13 protein-coding genes are annotated in these 19,578 nt (G+C 44.8%); 11 read left to right on the top strand and 2 right to left on the bottom strand.

The features are described from left to right. Positions 1-49: 49 nt before the first annotated feature. The 9 genes from L4C32_RS04310 (at position 50) to L4C32_RS04270 (ending at position 12,134) form a co-directional block, all read left to right on the top strand. Positions 50-1,291, top strand: coding sequence for an ABC transporter substrate-binding protein (locus L4C32_RS04310; RefSeq protein WP_428195627.1), 1,242 nt, complete (start codon positions 50-52; stop codon positions 1,289-1,291). Continuing rightward, positions 1,275-3,284 (top strand): ATP-binding protein, encoded by a 2,010-nt coding sequence (locus tag L4C32_RS04305; RefSeq protein ID WP_428195626.1) that lies wholly within the window; start codon positions 1,275-1,277, stop codon positions 3,282-3,284. Before L4C32_RS04310 ends, L4C32_RS04305 begins: the two co-directional genes overlap by 17 nt. After that, on the top strand, positions 3,263-4,642 hold the full coding sequence (locus tag L4C32_RS04300; protein ID WP_428195625.1) for a sigma-54-dependent transcriptional regulator: 1,380 nt from the start codon (positions 3,263-3,265) through the stop codon (positions 4,640-4,642). The genes L4C32_RS04305 and L4C32_RS04300 overlap by 22 nt, the downstream gene beginning before the upstream one ends. Before the next feature lie 175 nt (positions 4,643-4,817). Next, the gene (locus L4C32_RS04295) at positions 4,818-6,158 is read left to right on the top strand and encodes an ABC transporter substrate-binding protein (protein WP_428195624.1); all 1,341 of its coding nucleotides are present in this window, start codon (positions 4,818-4,820) and stop codon (positions 6,156-6,158) included. A gap of 77 nt (positions 6,159-6,235) precedes the next feature. After that, positions 6,236-7,984, top strand: coding sequence for an ABC transporter permease (locus L4C32_RS04290; protein WP_428195623.1), 1,749 nt, complete (start codon positions 6,236-6,238; stop codon positions 7,982-7,984). A gap of 17 nt (positions 7,985-8,001) precedes the next feature. Beyond that, complete coding sequence (locus tag L4C32_RS04285; RefSeq protein ID WP_428195622.1) at positions 8,002-9,084, top strand: ABC transporter ATP-binding protein; 1,083 nt, start codon at positions 8,002-8,004, stop codon at positions 9,082-9,084. A 161-nt stretch (positions 9,085-9,245) separates the two neighbouring features. Beyond that, positions 9,246-9,881 (top strand): response regulator transcription factor, encoded by a 636-nt coding sequence (locus L4C32_RS04280; RefSeq protein WP_428195621.1) that lies wholly within the window; start codon positions 9,246-9,248, stop codon positions 9,879-9,881. A 271-nt stretch (positions 9,882-10,152) separates the two neighbouring features. Continuing rightward, entirely contained in the window at positions 10,153-10,419 is a 267-nt protein-coding gene (locus tag L4C32_RS04275) for a DUF4212 domain-containing protein (RefSeq protein ID WP_428195620.1), read from the top strand. An 11-nt stretch (positions 10,420-10,430) separates the two neighbouring features. Further along, positions 10,431-12,134 carry a sodium:solute symporter family protein gene (locus L4C32_RS04270; RefSeq protein WP_428195619.1) on the top strand — a complete coding sequence of 568 codons (1,704 nt, stop codon included), beginning with the start codon at positions 10,431-10,433 and terminating at the stop codon, positions 12,132-12,134. A gap of 51 nt (positions 12,135-12,185) precedes the next feature. Here L4C32_RS04270 and L4C32_RS04265 read toward each other — a convergent pair whose 3' ends face one another. Both L4C32_RS04265 and L4C32_RS04260 read right to left on the bottom strand, forming a co-directional pair. Then, positions 12,186-15,632, bottom strand: coding sequence for a PAS domain-containing hybrid sensor histidine kinase/response regulator (locus tag L4C32_RS04265; protein ID WP_428195618.1), 3,447 nt, complete (start codon positions 15,630-15,632; stop codon positions 12,186-12,188). A 60-nt stretch (positions 15,633-15,692) separates the two neighbouring features. Further along, a complete protein-coding gene (locus L4C32_RS04260) occupies positions 15,693-16,832 on the bottom strand; it encodes a 3-phenylpropionate MFS transporter (RefSeq protein WP_428195617.1) in 1,140 nt (379 codons plus the stop codon). Between the two features lie 218 nt (positions 16,833-17,050). Here L4C32_RS04260 and L4C32_RS04255 point away from each other — a divergent pair, with 218 nt between their 5' ends. Beyond that, positions 17,051-18,895, top strand: a complete 1,845-nt coding sequence (locus L4C32_RS04255) for a DUF294 nucleotidyltransferase-like domain-containing protein (RefSeq protein ID WP_428195616.1) — start codon at positions 17,051-17,053, stop codon at positions 18,893-18,895. Positions 18,896-18,898: 3 nt separating this feature from the next. Further along, a complete protein-coding gene (locus L4C32_RS04250) occupies positions 18,899-19,537 on the top strand; it encodes a 3'-5' exonuclease (protein WP_428195615.1) in 639 nt (212 codons plus the stop codon). Positions 19,538-19,578: the final 41 nt, after the last annotated feature.

Raw genomic sequence — 19,578 nt, 5'->3', positions numbered from 1 at the left:
GTTTTTTTGAAAGACTCTCTATTAGCTAAATTAACTAATAGAGGTTGCTATGACAGTTCGCACTTGGATTAACACCCTATTCTTCGCCATCATAATTGGCAGTGCGTTCTCTTTCTATGTGAAAGCCAATCCAAACAAAGTGGTGATATTAACCTCTTTCCCTGAAAGTTTTTATCTCCCAATCGTCAAAGAATTTGAACAGAAAAACCCCCAACTATTAGTAAAAGTATTTAATAAAAACACCCCAGCGGTCATTACTCATATTCAACAGAATAGAGAACCAAAACCCGATATTGTGTGGTTAAGCTCTTCGGATGCCATGATGATGTTACAGCAGCAACAGTTGCTGCAAAAAATCAATTTAAGTAGCCCGCACCATTTTGAAACATTTGCTTGGTCTCAATTTGGCCTTTTTTGGCACAATGATTTCTTATCTGATAATCAACTTCCTCCCCCTTCTAACTGGAACGATCTTCTTAAGCCACACTATCAGCACACCATCGCCCTAAGTGCTCCTTCGCGATCCGGCACCAATCATTTGATGATCGAACTGATACTGCAGCAATATGGCTGGAATGAAGGTTGGGCACTGTTACAACAGTTAGGAGGGAATTTAGCGACCATTACAGCCCGGAGTTTTGGTGTTCGTGAAGGGATTTTAAAACAGCGTTTTGGCATTGCTCCTGTTGTGGACTTTTTTTACCGCAGTGCACTAGACAGTGGCCACAATGTTGGTTTTGCACCTCTGCCTAATACTCCACTGTTACCAGCAACAGTGGCGATCACCGCTTCCACTGAGCAGGAGATGATTAGCCGAGTTTTTGTCTCGTTTTTACTCTCTGAACAGGGGCAATCACTACTCAGCCTACCGAGTGTCAACCGTATCTCTTTAGAAAACAAGCAACGGGTTGAAAGTGCGACGCCTTTTCATTTCGATCTCGCCTTATCTGCCAGTCGTTACCATGTAGTCAACACGCTCTTTGATCAAATGATCAGTCATCGAATCAACGAACTCGGTGTTTTTTGGCGTGAATGGTACTCCATCGATAGCGTTCTCTATCCCGCATTGAAACGTCAAAGTAAACAACGAGCGACTCAAACGCCCATTGCAGAGTCCGTCGCCAGTGACCCGGAGCTCAACAGACGCTTAAGCCCAATCAATAAACACCATGAGTTTTATCAGCGAATTAGCCAGCAGTGGCGCCAAATTTCCAACCTCCAACTAGAGAAAGCAACCCAGCTATTAGTCGACGGAAAAGAGCCAGAGGTGTTAAATGCAAAAGAGAAATAGCATTGCTACCCGTATTCTCGCCCTCTACCTATTGTTAGGCTGTATCGCTATCTCGTTCATGGTATCAACCACCTTCTCTTTTCAAAAGCTAACCAATTCGGTAGAACGAGTTTCCACCGAACAGATACCAACGATTGCTGCTGCATCATTGTTTGCTGAAATCGGAGGACAGATCGCCACCGATGCGACGAACTTAATGCTGGCGAAAGATAAAGTGAGCTTAACATCCGCTTATCAACGCTTGACCACCAGCCTGCCAAAGCTCTCTCAATTTAGCCAACAAGGTATCGTTCCAGAAAGTCATCATGAACTGATATTTTTAAAAGAAGCAATCACTGAGAACATCTCCTCACTGAATATCAATGCTCGATTACGACTGACAATACAGAGTCAAAAAGAGGAGAAGAGGCAACTTCTTCACTGGATGCAGATCGAGTTTATTGATGAGATCACTCCTCTTATTAATGACAGTATCTATAACCTCAATTTACTCATTAAACGCCTAAGTCAAAACAGAACGTTAACTCACCAAGAGATTAAAACCCTTGGTACGCAGAGTGATATTCGCCATCAGCTGCTGACGCTTGAAACAAACATTAATCTCGTCTTTGACCTATTGCAGCGCTCAACCCTACTGTCTACTCGTTCAGAAATTCTCTCTACTCAAAGTGTGATTGATGAAACATTCTTTGCCATCAAACAACAACTTCACCTACTGGTGACAATTCCCAGTACTGTTACCATCAGACAGATTGCTGAACAGCTAAACCTACGTATCAATGACAGCAACAATGTCATTCAAGTCAGTTTAAAAGCCCTGCAACTACAAGAAGCGAATAAAGAACTGTTGCTTGAGAACCAATACCTCATTCAGAGAGTAAAGCTGATCGTGACTCAAGCCGTTATTCAAGCTCAACATGATACTGAGTCCTCCATTCAAGCACTCTCTGATGCCATGGTGAAGAGTCAAAAAAACCTAACTATTACCATCATTTGTGTCGCCGTTTTATCGCTCGTGGTTGGTTGGTACTTGAAGTCTCAACTGCTTAATCGACTCTCTACAATTTTAAGAAGTATGCGACATCTCGCAATGGGAGAGACCTTAACCCCAACACAAGTACGTGGAAATGATGAGTTAGCGAAGCTCTCTCAAGCCACTCAGGTATTTAATACCAATGCACTGCGTATCCAGCAATATACTCAACAACTTGAACAGACGAACGACAAGCTAAAAGAGGAGATTGCGCATCGAGTACAGACGGAAAACGACCTACGTAATACCCAAAATGAGTTAACCCAAGCCAGCAAACTCGCAATGCTAGGTCAATTAACCGCGGGGATCGTACACGAATTTAGTCAACCGCTGGCGGCCATTAAATCCAACACCTATTTGGCTAACCAGTACTTAGAGCAGCAACAGTTTGACTCGTTGGCATTGAAGTTAGAGAAAATCAATAACATCACCGATCGCGCGACTAAGTTATGTCAGCATCTTAAATCTTTCTCAAGAAAGAGCAGCGGAAAACTCAGCTCAACCTCATTAAACAGGGTGGTTGAGGACAGTATCTCGCTATTTACCGATACACAAATTACTGACCAATGGTTTGCACTCACCATTGATGATAGCCACTCAGTACTGGCTGATCCTATTCGATTAGAACAGGTCATAGTAAATTTAATCAGTAACGCGATTGATGCGATTAAGGTACGACAACAACATCAAACCTTAACGCCTCTCATACAGATCCACAGTTCAGCTATTAACAACGAACAGATTGTACTGACCATTACCGACAACGGTTGTGGCATAGACAGTGACCGGCCTCAAAATATATTTGAACCCTTCTACACCACCAAAGAGGTTGGTGAAGGGCTTGGGTTAGGCATGTCAATTTCTCATAATATCATTAAAGATTTCGGTGGTAATATCACCCTATCTTCGCAGATCAACCAAGGAACGGAGATCCGCTTATGCCTCATCAAGCACACGTAATTTTAGTTGAAGATAATCAAGAGCTACGAGAGAGTCTCAGTGAAATACTGCAGTTAAAAAACTTCACTGTTTCGGCCTTCTCAACACCGGATAATGCGATCCCGAAACTGCACTACGATTCAAATTATATTGTGGTTTCCGATATTCGTATGCCAAGCATGGATGGCATCACCTTCATGAAACAGGTGCATACCATTGATCCTGAGTTACCCTTTATTCTCATTTCCGGTCATGCTGATATTGAGATGGCTCTGAACTGTGTTAAAGAGGGCGCGTTTGATTTTCTTGAAAAGCCGCTGCATCCAGAGCACCTGCTTGGTATTGTGGATAAGGCGATAAAGCACCGTACCTTAACCTTAGAAAACCGCCGACTAAAATCAGAATCGCCAAGGCACATCAGCCTGGATGAGCTATTGATTGGTCAATCTGATGCCATGGTAAAACTGAAACATCGACTACTCACCTTGGCCAATGCTGATGTGAACATTGTCTTAAACGGTGAGACTGGCACTGGAAAAGAGAAAATTGCCCGTGCTTTACATACGTTTTCAGATCGCAGCCAACACCATTTCGTTGCCATTAACTGTGGAGCCCTTCCAGAAAACTTGATCGAATCCGAACTGTTTGGCCATGAGGTTGGGAGTTTTACTGGAGCCAGTAAAAAACGCATTGGCAAAATAGAGCACGCTTCCGGAGGAACTCTATTTCTTGATGAAATTGAGAGCATGCCACTGACTGCGCAAATAAGATTGTTGCGCGTGATTCAGGAGGGGGAGCTTGAAAGGGTGGGTAGTAATCAGATCATAGAGGTCGATCTTAAAGTAATATCGGCCTCCAAATCCGATCTACGACTCTGCTCAACATCGGGCATTTTCCGCGAAGACCTCTATTATCGATTAAATGTTGCCTCATTAGACATTCCCACACTGCGCCAGAGAAAAGAGGACATTCCACTGCTGCTCAGCCACTTTATCAACCAAGCTGAAAAACGCCACCAACGTCGATCGCCAGTGCTTCTCCCAAGTCATTTTAACCAGTTAATCAACCATGAATGGCCAGGCAATGTTCGTGAATTAATGAATGAAGCAGATCGAATCGTATTAGGCATTTCCGACATCATACAGCCAGACACCAGTTCACAACCTCAGAGCCTAGGCGCCCAGCTTAACCAGTGTGAGTACACCATCATCGATAGCACCTTACGACTGTTTGAGGGGCAGATAGGAAAAACGGCTGAACATCTGGATATTCCACGTAAAAACCTCTACTTAAGAATGAAGAAGTTTGACCTAAAGCGTGAAGATTACCTCAATGAACACGATAGAGATCACACTGATATCGCATTTGATGAGTCATAGGTAACATATTATTAACAATTCATTCACGAATATGACTCATCAATATAGAGCGATCATATTATATTTCTTATAATTCAAATAGATAAAATTGTTCAATTGTTGGCACAAGAGTTGTAATAGTCGTTTCGAATTAAGCAGTACTTCATTAATGTACCTACGCTTACGGAGCGAAACTATGAAAAATGGATGGAAACTACTGACTCTTAGCTGTGCAATTACTTCAGCTTTAGGCTTCAGTTCAATAGCAAATGCAATGGAAGACAAGCTGGTTATCGTTACGTCGTTTTCTAATGATGTTACGGATGTCTATAAAAGTGCATTTGAAAAAAAATACCCGAACGTAAAAGTAGAAATATTGAAGAAAAAAACCACGTCGGGCATCAAGTACGTACAAGAGACATCCTCTAAAAATGCGTCTGATATTTTCTGGGCATCGGCACCAGATGCCTTTGAGGTTTTAAAAGACAATAACTTGCTCGCCAAATATGACTCCTCTGTTGAGGGCATTCCAGAAAAAGTAGGTTCTTTCCCAATTAATGATCCCGCCGGATACTACAAAGGTTTTGCATTATCAGGTTACGGCATCATGTGGAACGAACGTTACATGAAAGCGAAAAAACTGCCTATCCCTAAAGAGTGGGTCGATCTTGCTGACCCTGTCTACTACAAGCATGTAGGGATGTCAGCACCTTCTCGTTCAGGAACCACTCACTTAACCGTTGAAGCAATCATTCAAGGTAAAGGCTGGCAAGATGGCTGGGCTGCACTTAAAGCAATGTCAGGCAACTTTAAAACGGTTACAGAACGAAGCTTTGGGGTACCTGATGGCGTAAACAGTGGTGCATTTGGCGTTGGTATCGTTATCGATTTCTTCGGCTTCTCATCCAAAGCCAGCGGTTTCCCTGTCGACTTCCACTACCCAAGCGTCACCTCTCTGGTTCCTGCGAATGTCGGTAAGATTAATAACGCCCCACACCCAGAAAATGCGAATGCCTTTATTGATTTCCTTCTCTCTGAAGAGGGACAGGAACTGCTACTCAATGAGAAAATTCAGCGTTTACCTGTTAACCCTGCCGTTTACTCTAAAGCGCCTGACAGTTTTCCAAACCCATTCACAGGCCAAGATATCGGTTCAGTCGATTTTGATTTAAACCTCTCAAAATCACGTTATAACGTCGTAAACAGTCTGTTTGATGTAATGATCACCTACCGCCTCGATGAGCTTCGTGAAGCCACTCAAGAAATTCAAGAGGCTGAAACCAAAGCCAAAGCGGCAAATAACCAAGCAGCACTGGCGCTAGTTGCTCAAGCAAAAGAGCTGATCAATCAACTGCCAATTACCGCTAAACAAGCCTCTGATCCTGAGTTCGCTGCGGTTTTCACCAAGAAGCGTAAGAAAGCGACCGATAAGGTTGGTGCTCGACAAGCTGAGATTGAACAGTCGTGGGATAAACAAGTGGTTATGAATTACGAGAAGGCTGAAGAACTTGCTGAGCAAGCTTTAGACCTACTGTAACCCAATAACCCTTAAACCCTCTAGCTGTGAGGGATAGTTCCCTCGCAGCCTTTTACCCATCTGTAATGGAGACAGCCATGAGTACGGTGTCGTTACCACAGAAAAGCAGCTCTAAATCAGCCCAACACAAGAGTTTGCTAAAAAAAATCAGAGAAGATTGGGGCCTCTATTTAGCCGCTCTGACTATTGCCGCTTTTATTTTGGTATTCCTATTTGTTCCTGTTTTGAAAGTTATCTATGTCGCTTTTCAAGACCAATCCGGTGCATTGTCACTGGTTAACTTTGTCGATTTCTTTAGCAGTAGCCTGTTTAGAGAGTCATTTTTTAACTCTTTCTATGTCGCCTTTATGTCGGTGATCTTAGCGTCAATATTCGCGCTACCACTGGCCTACTTTACCAGTCGATTTAAATTTCGTGGTACCGTGCTTATCCAAACATTGGGCATTGTGCCATTGATCATGCCCCCCTTCATTGGTGCGGTTGCCATGCAGCTATTGTTTGGTGAAAACGGTACCATGAATCTGTTATTGGATGAGTATCTAGGCTTTACCGTTCCAGTGATGGAAGGGTTAAACGGTGTGATTTTTGTTCAGAGTGTTCACTACTTCCCATTCATTCTCATTAATCTATCAGCAGCCCTACAGAACATTGATAGCTCAATGGAAGAGTCTGCACAATCTCTGGGTTCTTCAGGGTTGAAACTGTTCCGAAAAATTGTATTCCCACTAGCCCTACCAGGTTATGTGGCGGGTGCTTCACTGGTGTTTGTCAAAGTTTTTGATGATTTAGGCACACCTCTGTTGCTTAACGTAAATAATATGCTGGCTCCACAAGCGTATTTACGAATTACCTCAGTCGGTATCAGTGATCCTATGGGTTACGTTATCTCGGTTATCTTGGTGGCCTTTTCGGTATTCGCCCTGTGGATCGCCTTTCTTGCTCTTAAAGGAAAAGATTACTCAACCACTCAAAAAGGGGGCGGTGGTCTTTCTAAACGCGAGCTAAAACCCAAAGAACTTGTGATGTGTTATGGCGTCATCATCTTCTTACTCTTATTGGTATTATCGCCTCATATCGCACTATTACTGCTCTCTTTCGGCACCATCTGGAGTTATAGCCCACTCCCTGATGCTTATACCCTGGCGCACTATGCTACGGCTTTTGATCAAGCGTCTGGATTTATTGCAAACACCTTAATGTATGCGGGCATGGCTGGTTTAGCCGATGTCATTCTAGGTACTGCAATTGCCTACTTAGTTTGGCGGACCAAAATTCTTGGCCGTAAATGGTTAGACTTTGGTGCCATGGCTGCACTTGCCGTTCCTGGTGTGGTACTTGGTATTGGTTACTTGAGAAGTTTCTACGATGTCGAGATGCCATTTACTGGTGCTCCAATGGCTACGTGGTGGGGAATCATTGTCATTGCGCTCTCTGTTCGTCGTCTCCCTTATGCATTGCGCTCATGTGTGGCGTCATTGCAGCAAGTAAGTCCAGCCTTAGAAGAGGCATCTGAAAACTTAGGGGCAACACGTGCTACCACCGTGAGGCGTATCGTTGTACCACTCATGGCCGCTGGTATTCTTGCTGGATTTGTTACCGCTTTTGCTACCGCCGCAGTTGAACTATCTGCCACCATAATGTTGGTTTCAAATGAATCAGATGCACCGCTTGCTTATGGTTTATACGTGTTTATGCAAAGTGCTGCAGGACGTGGCCCCGGCGCAGCCCTAGGCATCATTGCCGTTGTTATTGTTGGCCTAGCCACGTACTTATCCCATTACATCGTTGAACGTACCCGTGAAGCGAACGGCATGAAAAGTCATTAAGAGTAGGAGAAATAAAAATGAAATTGAATAATGATAAACAGGTGGGTATCACCATTAATAACCTCTCCCTCTCTTTTGGTGAGACAGAAGTGCTTAAAGGGGTAAATTTAGACATTAAACCTGGTGAGTTCTTCGCTTTTCTTGGGCCATCAGGTTCAGGGAAGTCGACTCTGCTTCGAGCAATCGCGGGGTTTGGCCCAACGCCTGAAGGTCAGATACTCATTGGAGGCCAAGACATTGTCGATTTACCACCCTGGAAACGTAACGTCGGTATGGTATTTCAGAGTTATGCGCTTTGGCCACATATGACAGTACGCCAGAATGTCGCTTATGGTCTAGAAGAGCGTAAAGTCCCAAAACCAGAGATCAAAGAGCGGGTTGATAATGCACTGGAACTGGTTGGTTTAATGCACTTAGCTGATCGACGCCCCTCTCAGCTCTCTGGTGGTCAGCAGCAGCGTGTTGCCATTGCGCGTACTGTGGTGGTTGAACCTCAGGTGTTATTGTTGGATGAACCACTCTCTAACCTCGATGCTAACCTGCGTGAACAGATGCGTCGAGATCTGCTTGATCTACAGAGGAAATTGGGACTCACTACCATCTTTGTTACCCATGACCAAGAAGAAGCAAACACCATCTCTGATCGTATTGCAGTGCTTGATCAAGGCATCATTCAGCAGACAGGAAGACCTATCTCGCTTTATGATAACCCTGCCAACCGATTCGTAGCTGACTTCTTAGGCACGGCTAACTTACTTAATGGTAAAGTGAATGACGATCAAGGGTCGACCATCTTCTCGACCGAATCAGGCATTACCTTCCCGTACCAAACAGAGAAACGGGGGGATATGTCCCTGCTATTTCGCCCACAAAGTGTTGAAATTAGTCGTGACCCTACCTCAGCACTTACCTCTTCACTGGTGCTTGAAGGTAAGATTCTTCATCAAGAGTTCCTTGGCCACCTAGTCAGGTACGCGATTGATGTGGGTGGGCAGCAGTTGCTAGTGGATGATCCACATCGCAGAGGTACTCAGCACTTATCTAATGGTGACAGCGTGTTAATTGGCGTTGATACCAACGAACTGGTGGCGCTCTCGTAAACTGAGCAACCAAGTTCACAATGCTAGGATACATCGTGCTCAAAGCACGATGTATCTTTCTCATTTTTAAGCGATAGAGCGCAGAGTTTCACCCTATTAAATTGCTCACTTTCCCCTCAAGTGCTACGGTAAAGTCACTACTCTTATAAAAGTAAGATCTCATGGACGCGAATTACACTATTATCATTGCTGATGATCACCCTCTATTTCGCAACGCACTGTTTCAGTCGATCCATATGGCGATCAGCGGCGCAAACTTACTTGAGGCTGACTCACTCACCACCCTTATCGACCTGATGGCCAAAGAGTCAGACATCGATCTGTTGCTGCTTGATCTAAAAATGCCCGGAGCAAATGGCATGTCAGGCTTAATTCATCTGCGCTCTCAATATCCCGATCTCCCGATTGTTGTCATCTCAGCCAGTGAAGAAGCCAGTATTGTTACCCAAGTGAAACATCACGGCGCCTTTGGTTTTATTCCCAAGTCCAGCGACATGCGCTCACTTGTCTCTGCACTCAACCAAGTGTTATCAGGCGAACCGTTCTTCCCTGCAGGCTTGATCAATGAGCATGTAGAAGGCAATGACATCGCTCATAAAATTGCCAGCTTGACTCCTCAACAATACAAAGTGCTCGGCATGCTCACCGATGGCCTACTCAATAAACAGATCGCTTATGATTTGGATGTATCTGAAGCCACCATCAAAGCCCACATGACGGCAATATTTAGAAAACTCGGGGTGAAAAACCGCACGCAAGCGGTCATCCTTCTGCAACAACTTGACCCTATTGAGTAACGCGTTACCCCACAATTCCCAAAAATCCACATAAAAAGTTAGCGTAACCGCTAACTTTTTCACATCCTCCGTTTGCTACCGACTATTTGTATTAGACCTTTGGCTATGTTAACAATTAATTAACATATCGATTTTATTACCCATCTCACATATTCATTGCTATCCCGCTAGATTGGTTCGTTAATCACACGACTAAAGTTGCACTGTTATATAAAGACTTCACTGCTAATGTTGTTTCTGTAACATCTTATTAACGTGAAAGGAGGCAGTGATGTCATTTGAATCAAAAGACCATGCTCAAGCCTATTGGAAAGAGAACCTCAGCATAATGGGCACTTTGCTCGCTATCTGGTTTGTCGTTTCATATGGCGCTGGCATTCTATTTGTTGATGTACTTAATACCGTGCAAATTGGCGGCTTTAAGCTTGGGTTCTGGTTTGCGCAGCAAGGGTCGATATACACCTTTGTAGTTCTTATTTTTGTTTACGTGGCACGCATGAATGCCCTCGACAAAAAATTCAACGTACAAGAAGATTAAGAGGGAATTTCATGGATATCCAAACTTGGACGTTTATATTAGTCGGTATCACATTTGCCTTATACATCGGCATTGCAATCTGGGCTCGCGCAGGAACAACCAGTGAGTTCTATGTTGCAGGTGGTGGTGTTCATCCACTTGCTAACGGTATGGCTACCGCTGCTGACTGGATGTCGGCTGCATCATTTATTTCAATGGCAGGTATTATCTCTTTCATCGGTTACGACGGAAGTGTGTACTTAATGGGTTGGACGGGCGGTTACGTTCTTCTTGCTTTATGTTTAGCGCCGTACCTTCGTAAATTTGGTAAGTTCACTGTGCCAGATTTCATCGGTGATCGTTATTACTCTAGAACTGCACGTATGGTAGCTGTCTTTTGTGCCATCTTCGTTTCGTTTACTTACGTAGCAGGTCAAATGCGTGGAGTGGGTGTGGTATTTGCTCGCTTCCTAGAAGTTGATATCAATATGGGTATCATCATTGGTATGGGTATTGTTTTCTTCTACGCCGTTTTAGGTGGAATGAAAGGCATCACTTATACTCAGGTTGCTCAGTACTGTGTGCTTATCTTTGCTTTCATGGTTCCTGCAATCTTTACCTCAATCCAAATGACAGGCCATGTTCTGCCTCAACTTGGTTTTGGTTCGACAGTGACAGGCTCTGAAACCTACGTGTTAGAGCGCCTTGAAGGTCTAACGGCTGAACTCGGATTTACCTCCTACATTGATGGCTCAAAGAGTATGGTTGACGTATTCTTTATCTGTGCCGCTCTAATGGTTGGTACTGCCGGTCTTCCACATGTAATCATTCGTTTCTTCACCGTTCCAAAAGTATCTGATGCACGTATCTCAGCGGGTTATGCTTTAGTGTTTATTTCACTTCTGTATACCACAGCCCCTGCGATTGCGGCCTTTGCTCGAATCAACTTGATTGAAACAATCAACGGCCCTGACATGCAAGGTGTGACCATTGCTGAAGCACCTAGCTGGTATAAGAACTGGGAAAGCACCGGTCTTGTTAGCTATGAAGATAAAAATGGCGATGGCAAGATGTTCTACTCGGGTGATGAACGTAACGAAGTTAAAATTAACCGTGACATCATTGTATTAGCAAGTCCAGAGCTAGCGGGTCTGCCTAACTGGGTGGTTGCACTGCTTGCGGCAGGTGGCTTAGCGGCTGCACTATCAACTGCAGCGGGTCTACTCTTGGTTATCTCCACCTCCATCTCTCATGACTTGTTGAAGAAAGGCTTTAAACCGGACATGACGGATAAACAGGAGTTACTCGCAGCTCGAATCGGTGCGGCACTTGCGATTGTCGGTGCGGGTTATCTGGGGATTAATCCACCTGGATTTGTGGCTCAGGTTGTTGCCTTTGCCTTTGGTTTAGCAGCATCCTCATTCTTCCCTGCCATCATCTTGGGTATCTTCTACAAGAAGATGAACAAAGAAGGCGCGATTGCAGGTATGCTTTCAGGTATCGTATTCACTGCGGCTTACATCATCTACTTCAAGTTTGTAAACCCAGCAGCAAATACGCCTGATAACTGGATGTTTGGTATCAGTCCAGAAGGTATTGGTACCTTGGGTATGTGTCTGAACTTTGTTGTATCGATTGCAATAAGTAAAGTCACTGCAGAAGTACCACAAGACGTTCAAGACCTAGTTGAATCGATTCGATTCCCTAAAGGTTCTGGTGACGCGCAAAGCCATTAAACACACAATAAATACGTAATCAAAGGTCAGCCTATGCTGACCTTTTTTCGTTTATGCATCCACCAATTGATTTAATACTGCTCTTAACTTAAGCGGTTTAACTGGTTTTGAAATATATCCAAATCCATTCCCTTTAATACCGCTAAGCACTTCATCGGTTCTATCTGCACTGATCACCACCCCTTTAAAGTTATCACCAAGTCGTAAGCGACACTGTTGCAATACTTGCAATCCTGTCTGTCCATTAGCCAGGTGATAATCACTGAAAATCACATCAGGGTGCCAGTTATCCTCTAACGCCCTCATGCTTTGCAGCAGATCTTCGGCGGTTTTCACTTCACAGCCCCAACGTTTTAGGAGGGTCTCCATTCCCAGTAATATTTCCGGTTCATTATCCACACATAACACGTTAACACCTTGCATTGGTAATACTGGCTGCTGAGAGGTGGTTAACATGCTCGCCATCTCTTTAGGCAATACCCCTTTAGCCACTGAAATAGAGAATACGGTGCCCTCTCCGACCCAAGAGCGCAAACCAATGTGATGACCTAATGTTCTGGCAATACCACGGGCGATCGCTAAGCCAAGTCCTAATCCTTGATCAGCGTGGCTCTGCTCTGCACGTGTGAACTCTTCAAATATAAACTCTTGTTTATCAGGGGCGATGCCGACACCGTTATCCCACACCTCTATTCTAACCTGCTCTCCAACACGACGAGCGCCAAGCAGCACTTTACCTTTAGGGTTATAACGAAACGCATTGGTTAAAAAGTTTTGCAGTGCACGTCGTAACAGTTTTGCATCCGAGTGGATCACCAAATCCGTATGCACCACTTTAAAATCGATGCCTTGGCTTTGCGCTAACACACCAAATTCAGCCGAGAGTGTATCCAGCACCTCATTGAGAGAGAAATCATGCGCCGCAAACTCAATTTTTCCTGACTCTAATCGCGAGATATCCAGCAGATCACCAATCAAATCCTCTGCAGCTTCAAGCGCTAACTCTATGTGACCAGACATTTTGGTGGTCTCTTCATCTTTAGAGACTTCAGACAGTGACGACGCAAACAGTCGAGCCGCATTAAGCGGTTGCATCAAGTCATGACTCACCGCGGCGAGGAAACGCGTTTTAGATTGAGAGGCATGCTCTGCACTGTAGGTCGCACTCACTAGTCTTTGATTAAGCGATTCCAACTCTTGGGTTCGCTCTAGCACTCGCCCTTCTAAGTTTTCATTGGCCTCTTTAAGGGCTTTTTCCGCCTCTCTAAATACGGTGATATCGGTAAAACTCATGACAAAACCACCAGCAGGCATCGGATTGCCTTGTACCTCAATCACTCGGCCATCCGCACGTGTTCTGGATGATATATGGGCCGTTCCACGCTCTAAGTGATCTACCCTTCGTTTAACGTGCATCTCAGGATCACCTGGTCCACATAGGCCATTCACGGCGTTATGTCTGATCACATCCGCTATCGGACGACCCACCTGTATTAATCCAGCAGGAAAACTAAACAGTTCAAGATAACGTTGATTCCATGCCACTAGGCGCAGTTGTTTATCCACTACCGCAATACCATGGCTAATATGCTCAATCGCGCCTTGCAGTAACCCACGACTAAAGTCAAACAGCTCCGAGGCCTCATCAACAATCGTTGCAACCTCTTCTAGCTGCATGTTTCGCCCTTGCAACGCTGAGGTCAGCACCAACCGAGATGATGACGCCCCAAAGACTCCCGCTAATACCCTCTCGGTATGGCGGATCAACGCTGCGTTGGCTTGTTGCTGAGGATCCAGACGTAAATTATGTTGATGGGAGAACTGAATAAACGCTTGGCGAACTCGCTTTCTTCCCACAAATCGCGATGCCAACATCTCTAACTCAACCACGGTCACACGGCTTTGATAAAGACTCACATCTTCACTTTCAGGCAGTGGAGTGCCAATAAAAGAGGCGGCTTGCAGTCGTTCACTCAGAGTGGAGCGTGATAACATTGATACCGTGACATAACAGAGTGCATTTAGGGTCAAGCTAAGCATCATGCCCCAATCAGACATCTCTAAATGCATCGCTGCTAACCAATCTGGGGGGGTAACAATCCATAGTAGAAGGTTACTGTCAGCATCCCCAGCTAAGATGCCGGTTTGACTCATCAAAGTGATCAACCACATAATGAAGCCGACTAGCAGGCCACTGTATACCCCTTTTTTATTACCATGTCGCCAATAAAGTCCCCCAACGAGCGACGGAGAGAATTGAGCTATCGCGGCAAAAGAGAGCAGACCGATCACCGACAGGGAACTAATTTCATCTAGCCCTTGGTACACGCCCCATGCAGCAGCAAGGAGCAACAGAATCAAGCCTCGGCGAATATTAAGCAGTAGGCCTGAAAACTGTGAATAGTTGCCACTAGAGATTTTCACTCGGCGCAGTAACAGCGGTAATACCAGATCATTAGAGACCATAATCGCCAGTGCTATGGTGGCCACAATCACCATGCCACTTGCGGCTGACGTACCGCCTAAGAAAGCGATAAGCGCAATATTGTCTGCACCAACCGACAGAGGCGCACTAATCACATAGGCATCGGCCGGGGTTCCAGTAAATAGCGCCTGTCCAGCCCATGCAATAGGCAGAACAAACAGTCCCATTAAGATCAAATAACCAGGAAAGACCCAACGCGCAGTATGCAGATCTCTCGGCTTTTCATTTTCAACCACGATAGTATGAAACTGCCTTGGGAGACAGATGATTGCCGCAATAGTCAGTACAGTATGGATGACCAAGGTCGGAATGTTCGGTGACTTATAGGTTTGAACAGCCACTTCCAACAGATCAATTGAGTTATCATTCATTGCCCAGTAGAGAATAAAACAGCCCACCAGCAAAAAAGCGGCCAATTTAACCAGAGATTCAAAAGCCACCGCCATCATCACACCACGATGGTGCTCAGTATTGTCGATATTACGCGTACCAAACAGAATGGTAAATATTGCTAGCCCTGCGGTCACAAACCAAGAAATCTGTCCGTCACCGTAACCAAAGTCTGACGATAAATTAGGGGCGATAAGATCCAGTCCCATCGTGATACCACGTAGCTGAAGCGCAATGTAAGGTAGAATACCGACCACAGCGATAAAGGTGATCGCGACCGCTAACCCTTGAGATTTTCCATATCGAGCCGCGATAAAATCGGCAATAGAGGTGATATGCTCGCGTTTCGCAATTAAGATTAAACGAGCGAGAAAACGCCAACCGAAGACAAAAACAAGAATAGGAGCAAGATAGATAGGGAGAAAGGACCAAGGGTTATTACTGGCTTGACCGACCGTGCCATAAAAGGTCCAAGAGGTGCAGTAGACCGCAATAGAGAGACTGTAAATCCAGGGACGCCAACGAGCCATCCACTGTGTCTGCCTATCTCCATACCACGCGATTAAGAAAAGCAGCCCAAGATAAGCCAATGAAACCGGTACAACAATCCAACCTTGTGTCATAAATCAATCCCTTATACGCAGTCAATTGATTGTACCTATTTCTCACTCAACGCATAACAATTATTTAACCTTCTCCAGCTTAATAAAGAGTGCAGGAATCCCCATTAATGCCATTAACCAGAACACTTGCCCACCCCATGCTTCATACGCCCAACCACTCAATGCGGTCATTAAGGCGATAAATGCCCCTAATGGGAGTGCGTTATATAACGCTTGCATGGCCACCATCTTATTGTCCGGTGATTTTTGAATGTATTTGATCGCGGCAATGTGTGCGGTTGCAAAGGTAATACTGTGCAGCAACTGAACCACAACCAACCCAAGAAGCTCAGTGGTAGAGGCGGTTAATCCCCAACGAATCACAACGCCTAATGCTGCAATCTTAAAGAGAGTGGCGGTATTAATGCTGCCAAATAGTCGCTGACTAAACGCGAATATGGCCACTTCTGCGACCACACCCAAACTCCATAAATACCCAATGGTGCTCTCTTGATAACCCGCCTCTTTCCAGTAGATAGAGCTAAAACTGTAAAACGCAGCGTGGCTTCCCTGAATCAACCCAACCAATACCAAAAAACGAATCACTGAACTGTTTTTGAGCAGTTCAATTAACTTAGGTCTCTCATGATGCTCACTCTGTTGAGTCACCGGCATGATGGTTGGATTTCTCATTACAAATATCATCGACATAGCAATACCAGCTATCGCCGTATAGACAATCATACTGGTGCCATATCCCGCGACCAAATACCCAACAATCGTTGAGCCAGCGATAAAACTTATCGACCCCCATAACCGAGTTTTTCCATAATCGAGCAGTTTCAATTTGGCGTAATAGTTAGCGAGAGCATCAGAGAGCGGAACCGCTGGCCCACACGAGAGATTAAATAGAACCGTCGCCCCCGCCATTAGCCAGAAGTTACCACCCGTAAATAGATAGAGACCACAAGCAATTAATGATGAAAGTGTCAGCCAACGAAGTGCCGGCAATAACTGTTCAGCCTTGTGCACTCTTGGCGTAAACAGCAAGTTTGAAATGCAGCGAGTGGCGAACCCTAACCCAAGAAGAATACCGATATCGGATGCACTGACGCCTTGATCTTCAAACCATAGGGCCCAAAACGGAAGATAGACACCATAGGCAAAGAAAAAGCCAATAAAGTATTGAGAGATCCAACCAAAAGGGGAGCAGCGAAACATCAGAATCTCCAATATACGGAAAAATAGGAGTGGAATTGGGCACATTATGCCCGCATGAGTGACAGATAAAAAGGGAAACAAAGATGAAACTTTTCATCCTCTTATTTCGTCAAACCCCTTAATGAAAAATCATAACCCTAGACTAAAGTCGTCTTCATCTCTTGCAGTATTTACCTCACACTGTGCAGAGTTAACTCGCTTGTTGATGAGGCCCACTCATGCCAGATAAATTTGATCTATCCGTTGCCCCTTTTAATCGATTAACGCCTCAGCAACAAGACAAACTCAAAGCCTCACTGGATGTGGGTTACTATAGACAACATGAGTTTATTCTCACCCCCAACACGCCCTGTAAGTACCTCTACATCATTATAAAAGGGGGGGTTGAAGAAGCAGCTGAAGACAAGAGTGAAATTTATGCTCATTACGCCAACGATGATATTTTTGATATTCGCTCTCAGTTTGAAAAGAAGAGTAAACACAGCTATCAGGCGCTAGAAGATACTTTATGTTACCTGTTACCAACTGACATTTTTCAATCCTTCTATCAGCAAAACAAACCGTTTTCAGATTACTTTGATAACAACTTAGCGCGACGTCAGCAGCTGATTAAGCAGGCCCATCAACAGCAAAACTTAGCCGAGTTTATGTTGACCAAAGTCAGTAATGACAATGTGTTACCGGCTGTTATTGTTCAAGGGGATACCTCTTTAGCCAACGTCACCGCCAAGATGAAAGAGCAGGCTGTCGATGCGGTTCTGGTCAAACTCAATCAGTATGACTCTCGACTAAAACACACTCCGTCCGAACAGCTCTTTGGTATTGTGACCCGAACCGACCTCCTTCATGCTGTGATGTTAGACTCCCAACACCAAAGCAGCCCCGTTGGCCCCATTACTCGCTACCCGGTGCATCATGTGTATAAAGGGGACTTTCTGTTTAACGCGATGATCCTCATGACTCGACATAAAATTAAAAGAGTTCTGGTTTGCGGAGAGAACAGTGACGTCGGCATGATAGACATGACTCAAATTTTGAGCCTATTCTCAACCCACTCTCACGTACTCACTCTACGAATTGCCAGAGCCAGCAGTGTGGAAGAGCTCGCCATGGCAGCAAACAGTCAAACTCATCTGGTTGAAACCCTCATCAACAACGGCATCAAAACTCGGTTTATGATGCAGTTAATTGCCTCAGTGAACGAACAGATTATAGAGAAAGCCTTTCAGTTAGTGGTGCCTGACTCTCTACAACAACTTTGCTGTCTCTTTGTGCTGGGTTCAGAAGGACGCGGTGAGCAAATATTAAAAACGGACCAAGACAACGCGTTGATCATTAATGATGAGCTGCAGCCCGAGATGTTCACCGAGGCAATGAATGCATTCACCAATACTCTGCAACAGCTCGGCTATCCACTCTGTCCAGGTAAAGTAATGGTCAACAACCCGCGATGGGTACACACTCAATCTCAGTGGCAGCAAGAGATCTCAAACTTATGCGCCTTTAATACTCCAGAGAATATGCTCAAACTGGCCATATTGACCGATGCTCATGCCGTAGCGGGGAATAAGGAACTTCTGGCTCCTTTGAAGCAACATATTCACGAACAGCTCAGTGATCAAGAGCTGCTTCTTAGCCACTTTACTCGCCCCGCTCTGCAATTTAATGTGCCACTGACTCTGTTTGGATCCCTCAAGAAAAATAAAGAGGGTCTAAACATTAAACAGGGAGGCATCTTCCCCATTGTTCACGGAATACGAGCACTCTCTTTAGAATATAATATCCCTGAGACCAATACCTTCGCCCGCTTAGATCAGTTAACCCAACAGAAAGTGCTCGAGCACTCCACCGCTGAAAATTTATCGGAAGCCCTAAAGCTCTTCATCAAATTGCGCCTCGCACAACAGATATCGGTACAGTCAGAGCATTCAGAAACGCCTAGCGATGATCTAATCAATGTTGAACGACTTGAACGCACAGAGCGAGATCTGCTTCGTCATAGCCTGCATGTGGTAAAAAAATTCAAAGAGTGGCTCGGTTACCACTACCAAATTAGAGACTAACGTATGAATTTCATCAGACGGCATTGGTGGCGGTGGAAGTGTCAACAAACCAACCTCGCTTATGCGCACCTTTTTGATAAACCCACTAGCGATGAACTGGTGTCACTCGATTGTGAAACCACCAGCTTAGATCCTAAACGCGCCGAGTTAGTGACGATTGCTGCGACAAAGATCCAGCATAATCGCATTATTACTAGCCAATCTTTTCATATCTCACTGCGAGCACCACAAAGTTTAGACTCTCAATCGGTCACTATACACAGAATAAGGCACCAAGATCTTATCTCTGGCTGCTCTGAAAAAGAGGCCATTGAGCAGTTGCTTGAGTTTATTGGTAACCGGCCACTGGTGGGTTACCACATCCGCTATGACAAAGAGATTCTAGATAGATGCTGCCAAAAACACTTAGGATTCCCTCTGCCTAATGCACTGATTGAAGTCAGCCAAATCTATCATCAAAAGCTAGAGCGATTGCTTCCTAATGGCTACTTTGATTTGAGCATAGAGGCCATCAGTCGTCATCTCGATCTCCCTCTTCCTCAACGTCACGATGCGCTAGAAGATGCCATTGCTGCCGCTCTTATCTACGTACGCTTAACTCACGGCAGTTTCCCTAACGTTAACCACATCAATAAAAAATAGTAATCTGATTAATGATAAAGATCGCAAAATCCATAGTAACT

This window comes from Aliivibrio kagoshimensis (assembly GCF_050337105.1).
GTDB classification, from domain to species: domain Bacteria; phylum Pseudomonadota; class Gammaproteobacteria; order Enterobacterales; family Vibrionaceae; genus Aliivibrio_A; species Aliivibrio_A kagoshimensis.
The sequence above is the reverse complement of the archived record's forward strand: the minus strand, read 5'-3'. Positions and strand labels throughout refer to the sequence as shown.

Coding starts and splice junctions, on each gene's coding strand:
- L4C32_RS04265 (WP_428195618.1), bottom strand. CDS start 15,632: ATGACACAAGGTTGGATTGTTGTACCGGTTTCATTGGCTTATCTTGGG.
- L4C32_RS04285 (WP_428195622.1), top strand. CDS start 8,002: ATGAAATTGAATAATGATAAACAGGTGGGTATCACCATTAATAACCTC.
- L4C32_RS04310 (WP_428195627.1), top strand. CDS start 50: ATGACAGTTCGCACTTGGATTAACACCCTATTCTTCGCCATCATAATT.
- L4C32_RS04250 (WP_428195615.1), top strand. CDS start 18,899: ATGAATTTCATCAGACGGCATTGGTGGCGGTGGAAGTGTCAACAAACC.
- L4C32_RS04255 (WP_428195616.1), top strand. CDS start 17,051: ATGCCAGATAAATTTGATCTATCCGTTGCCCCTTTTAATCGATTAACG.
- L4C32_RS04290 (WP_428195623.1), top strand. CDS start 6,236: ATGAGTACGGTGTCGTTACCACAGAAAAGCAGCTCTAAATCAGCCCAA.
- L4C32_RS04305 (WP_428195626.1), top strand. CDS start 1,275: ATGCAAAAGAGAAATAGCATTGCTACCCGTATTCTCGCCCTCTACCTA.
- L4C32_RS04295 (WP_428195624.1), top strand. CDS start 4,818: ATGAAAAATGGATGGAAACTACTGACTCTTAGCTGTGCAATTACTTCA.
- L4C32_RS04270 (WP_428195619.1), top strand. CDS start 10,431: ATGGATATCCAAACTTGGACGTTTATATTAGTCGGTATCACATTTGCC.
- L4C32_RS04275 (WP_428195620.1), top strand. CDS start 10,153: ATGTCATTTGAATCAAAAGACCATGCTCAAGCCTATTGGAAAGAGAAC.
- L4C32_RS04300 (WP_428195625.1), top strand. CDS start 3,263: ATGCCTCATCAAGCACACGTAATTTTAGTTGAAGATAATCAAGAGCTA.
- L4C32_RS04280 (WP_428195621.1), top strand. CDS start 9,246: ATGGACGCGAATTACACTATTATCATTGCTGATGATCACCCTCTATTT.
- L4C32_RS04260 (WP_428195617.1), bottom strand. CDS start 16,832: ATGTTTCGCTGCTCCCCTTTTGGTTGGATCTCTCAATACTTTATTGGC.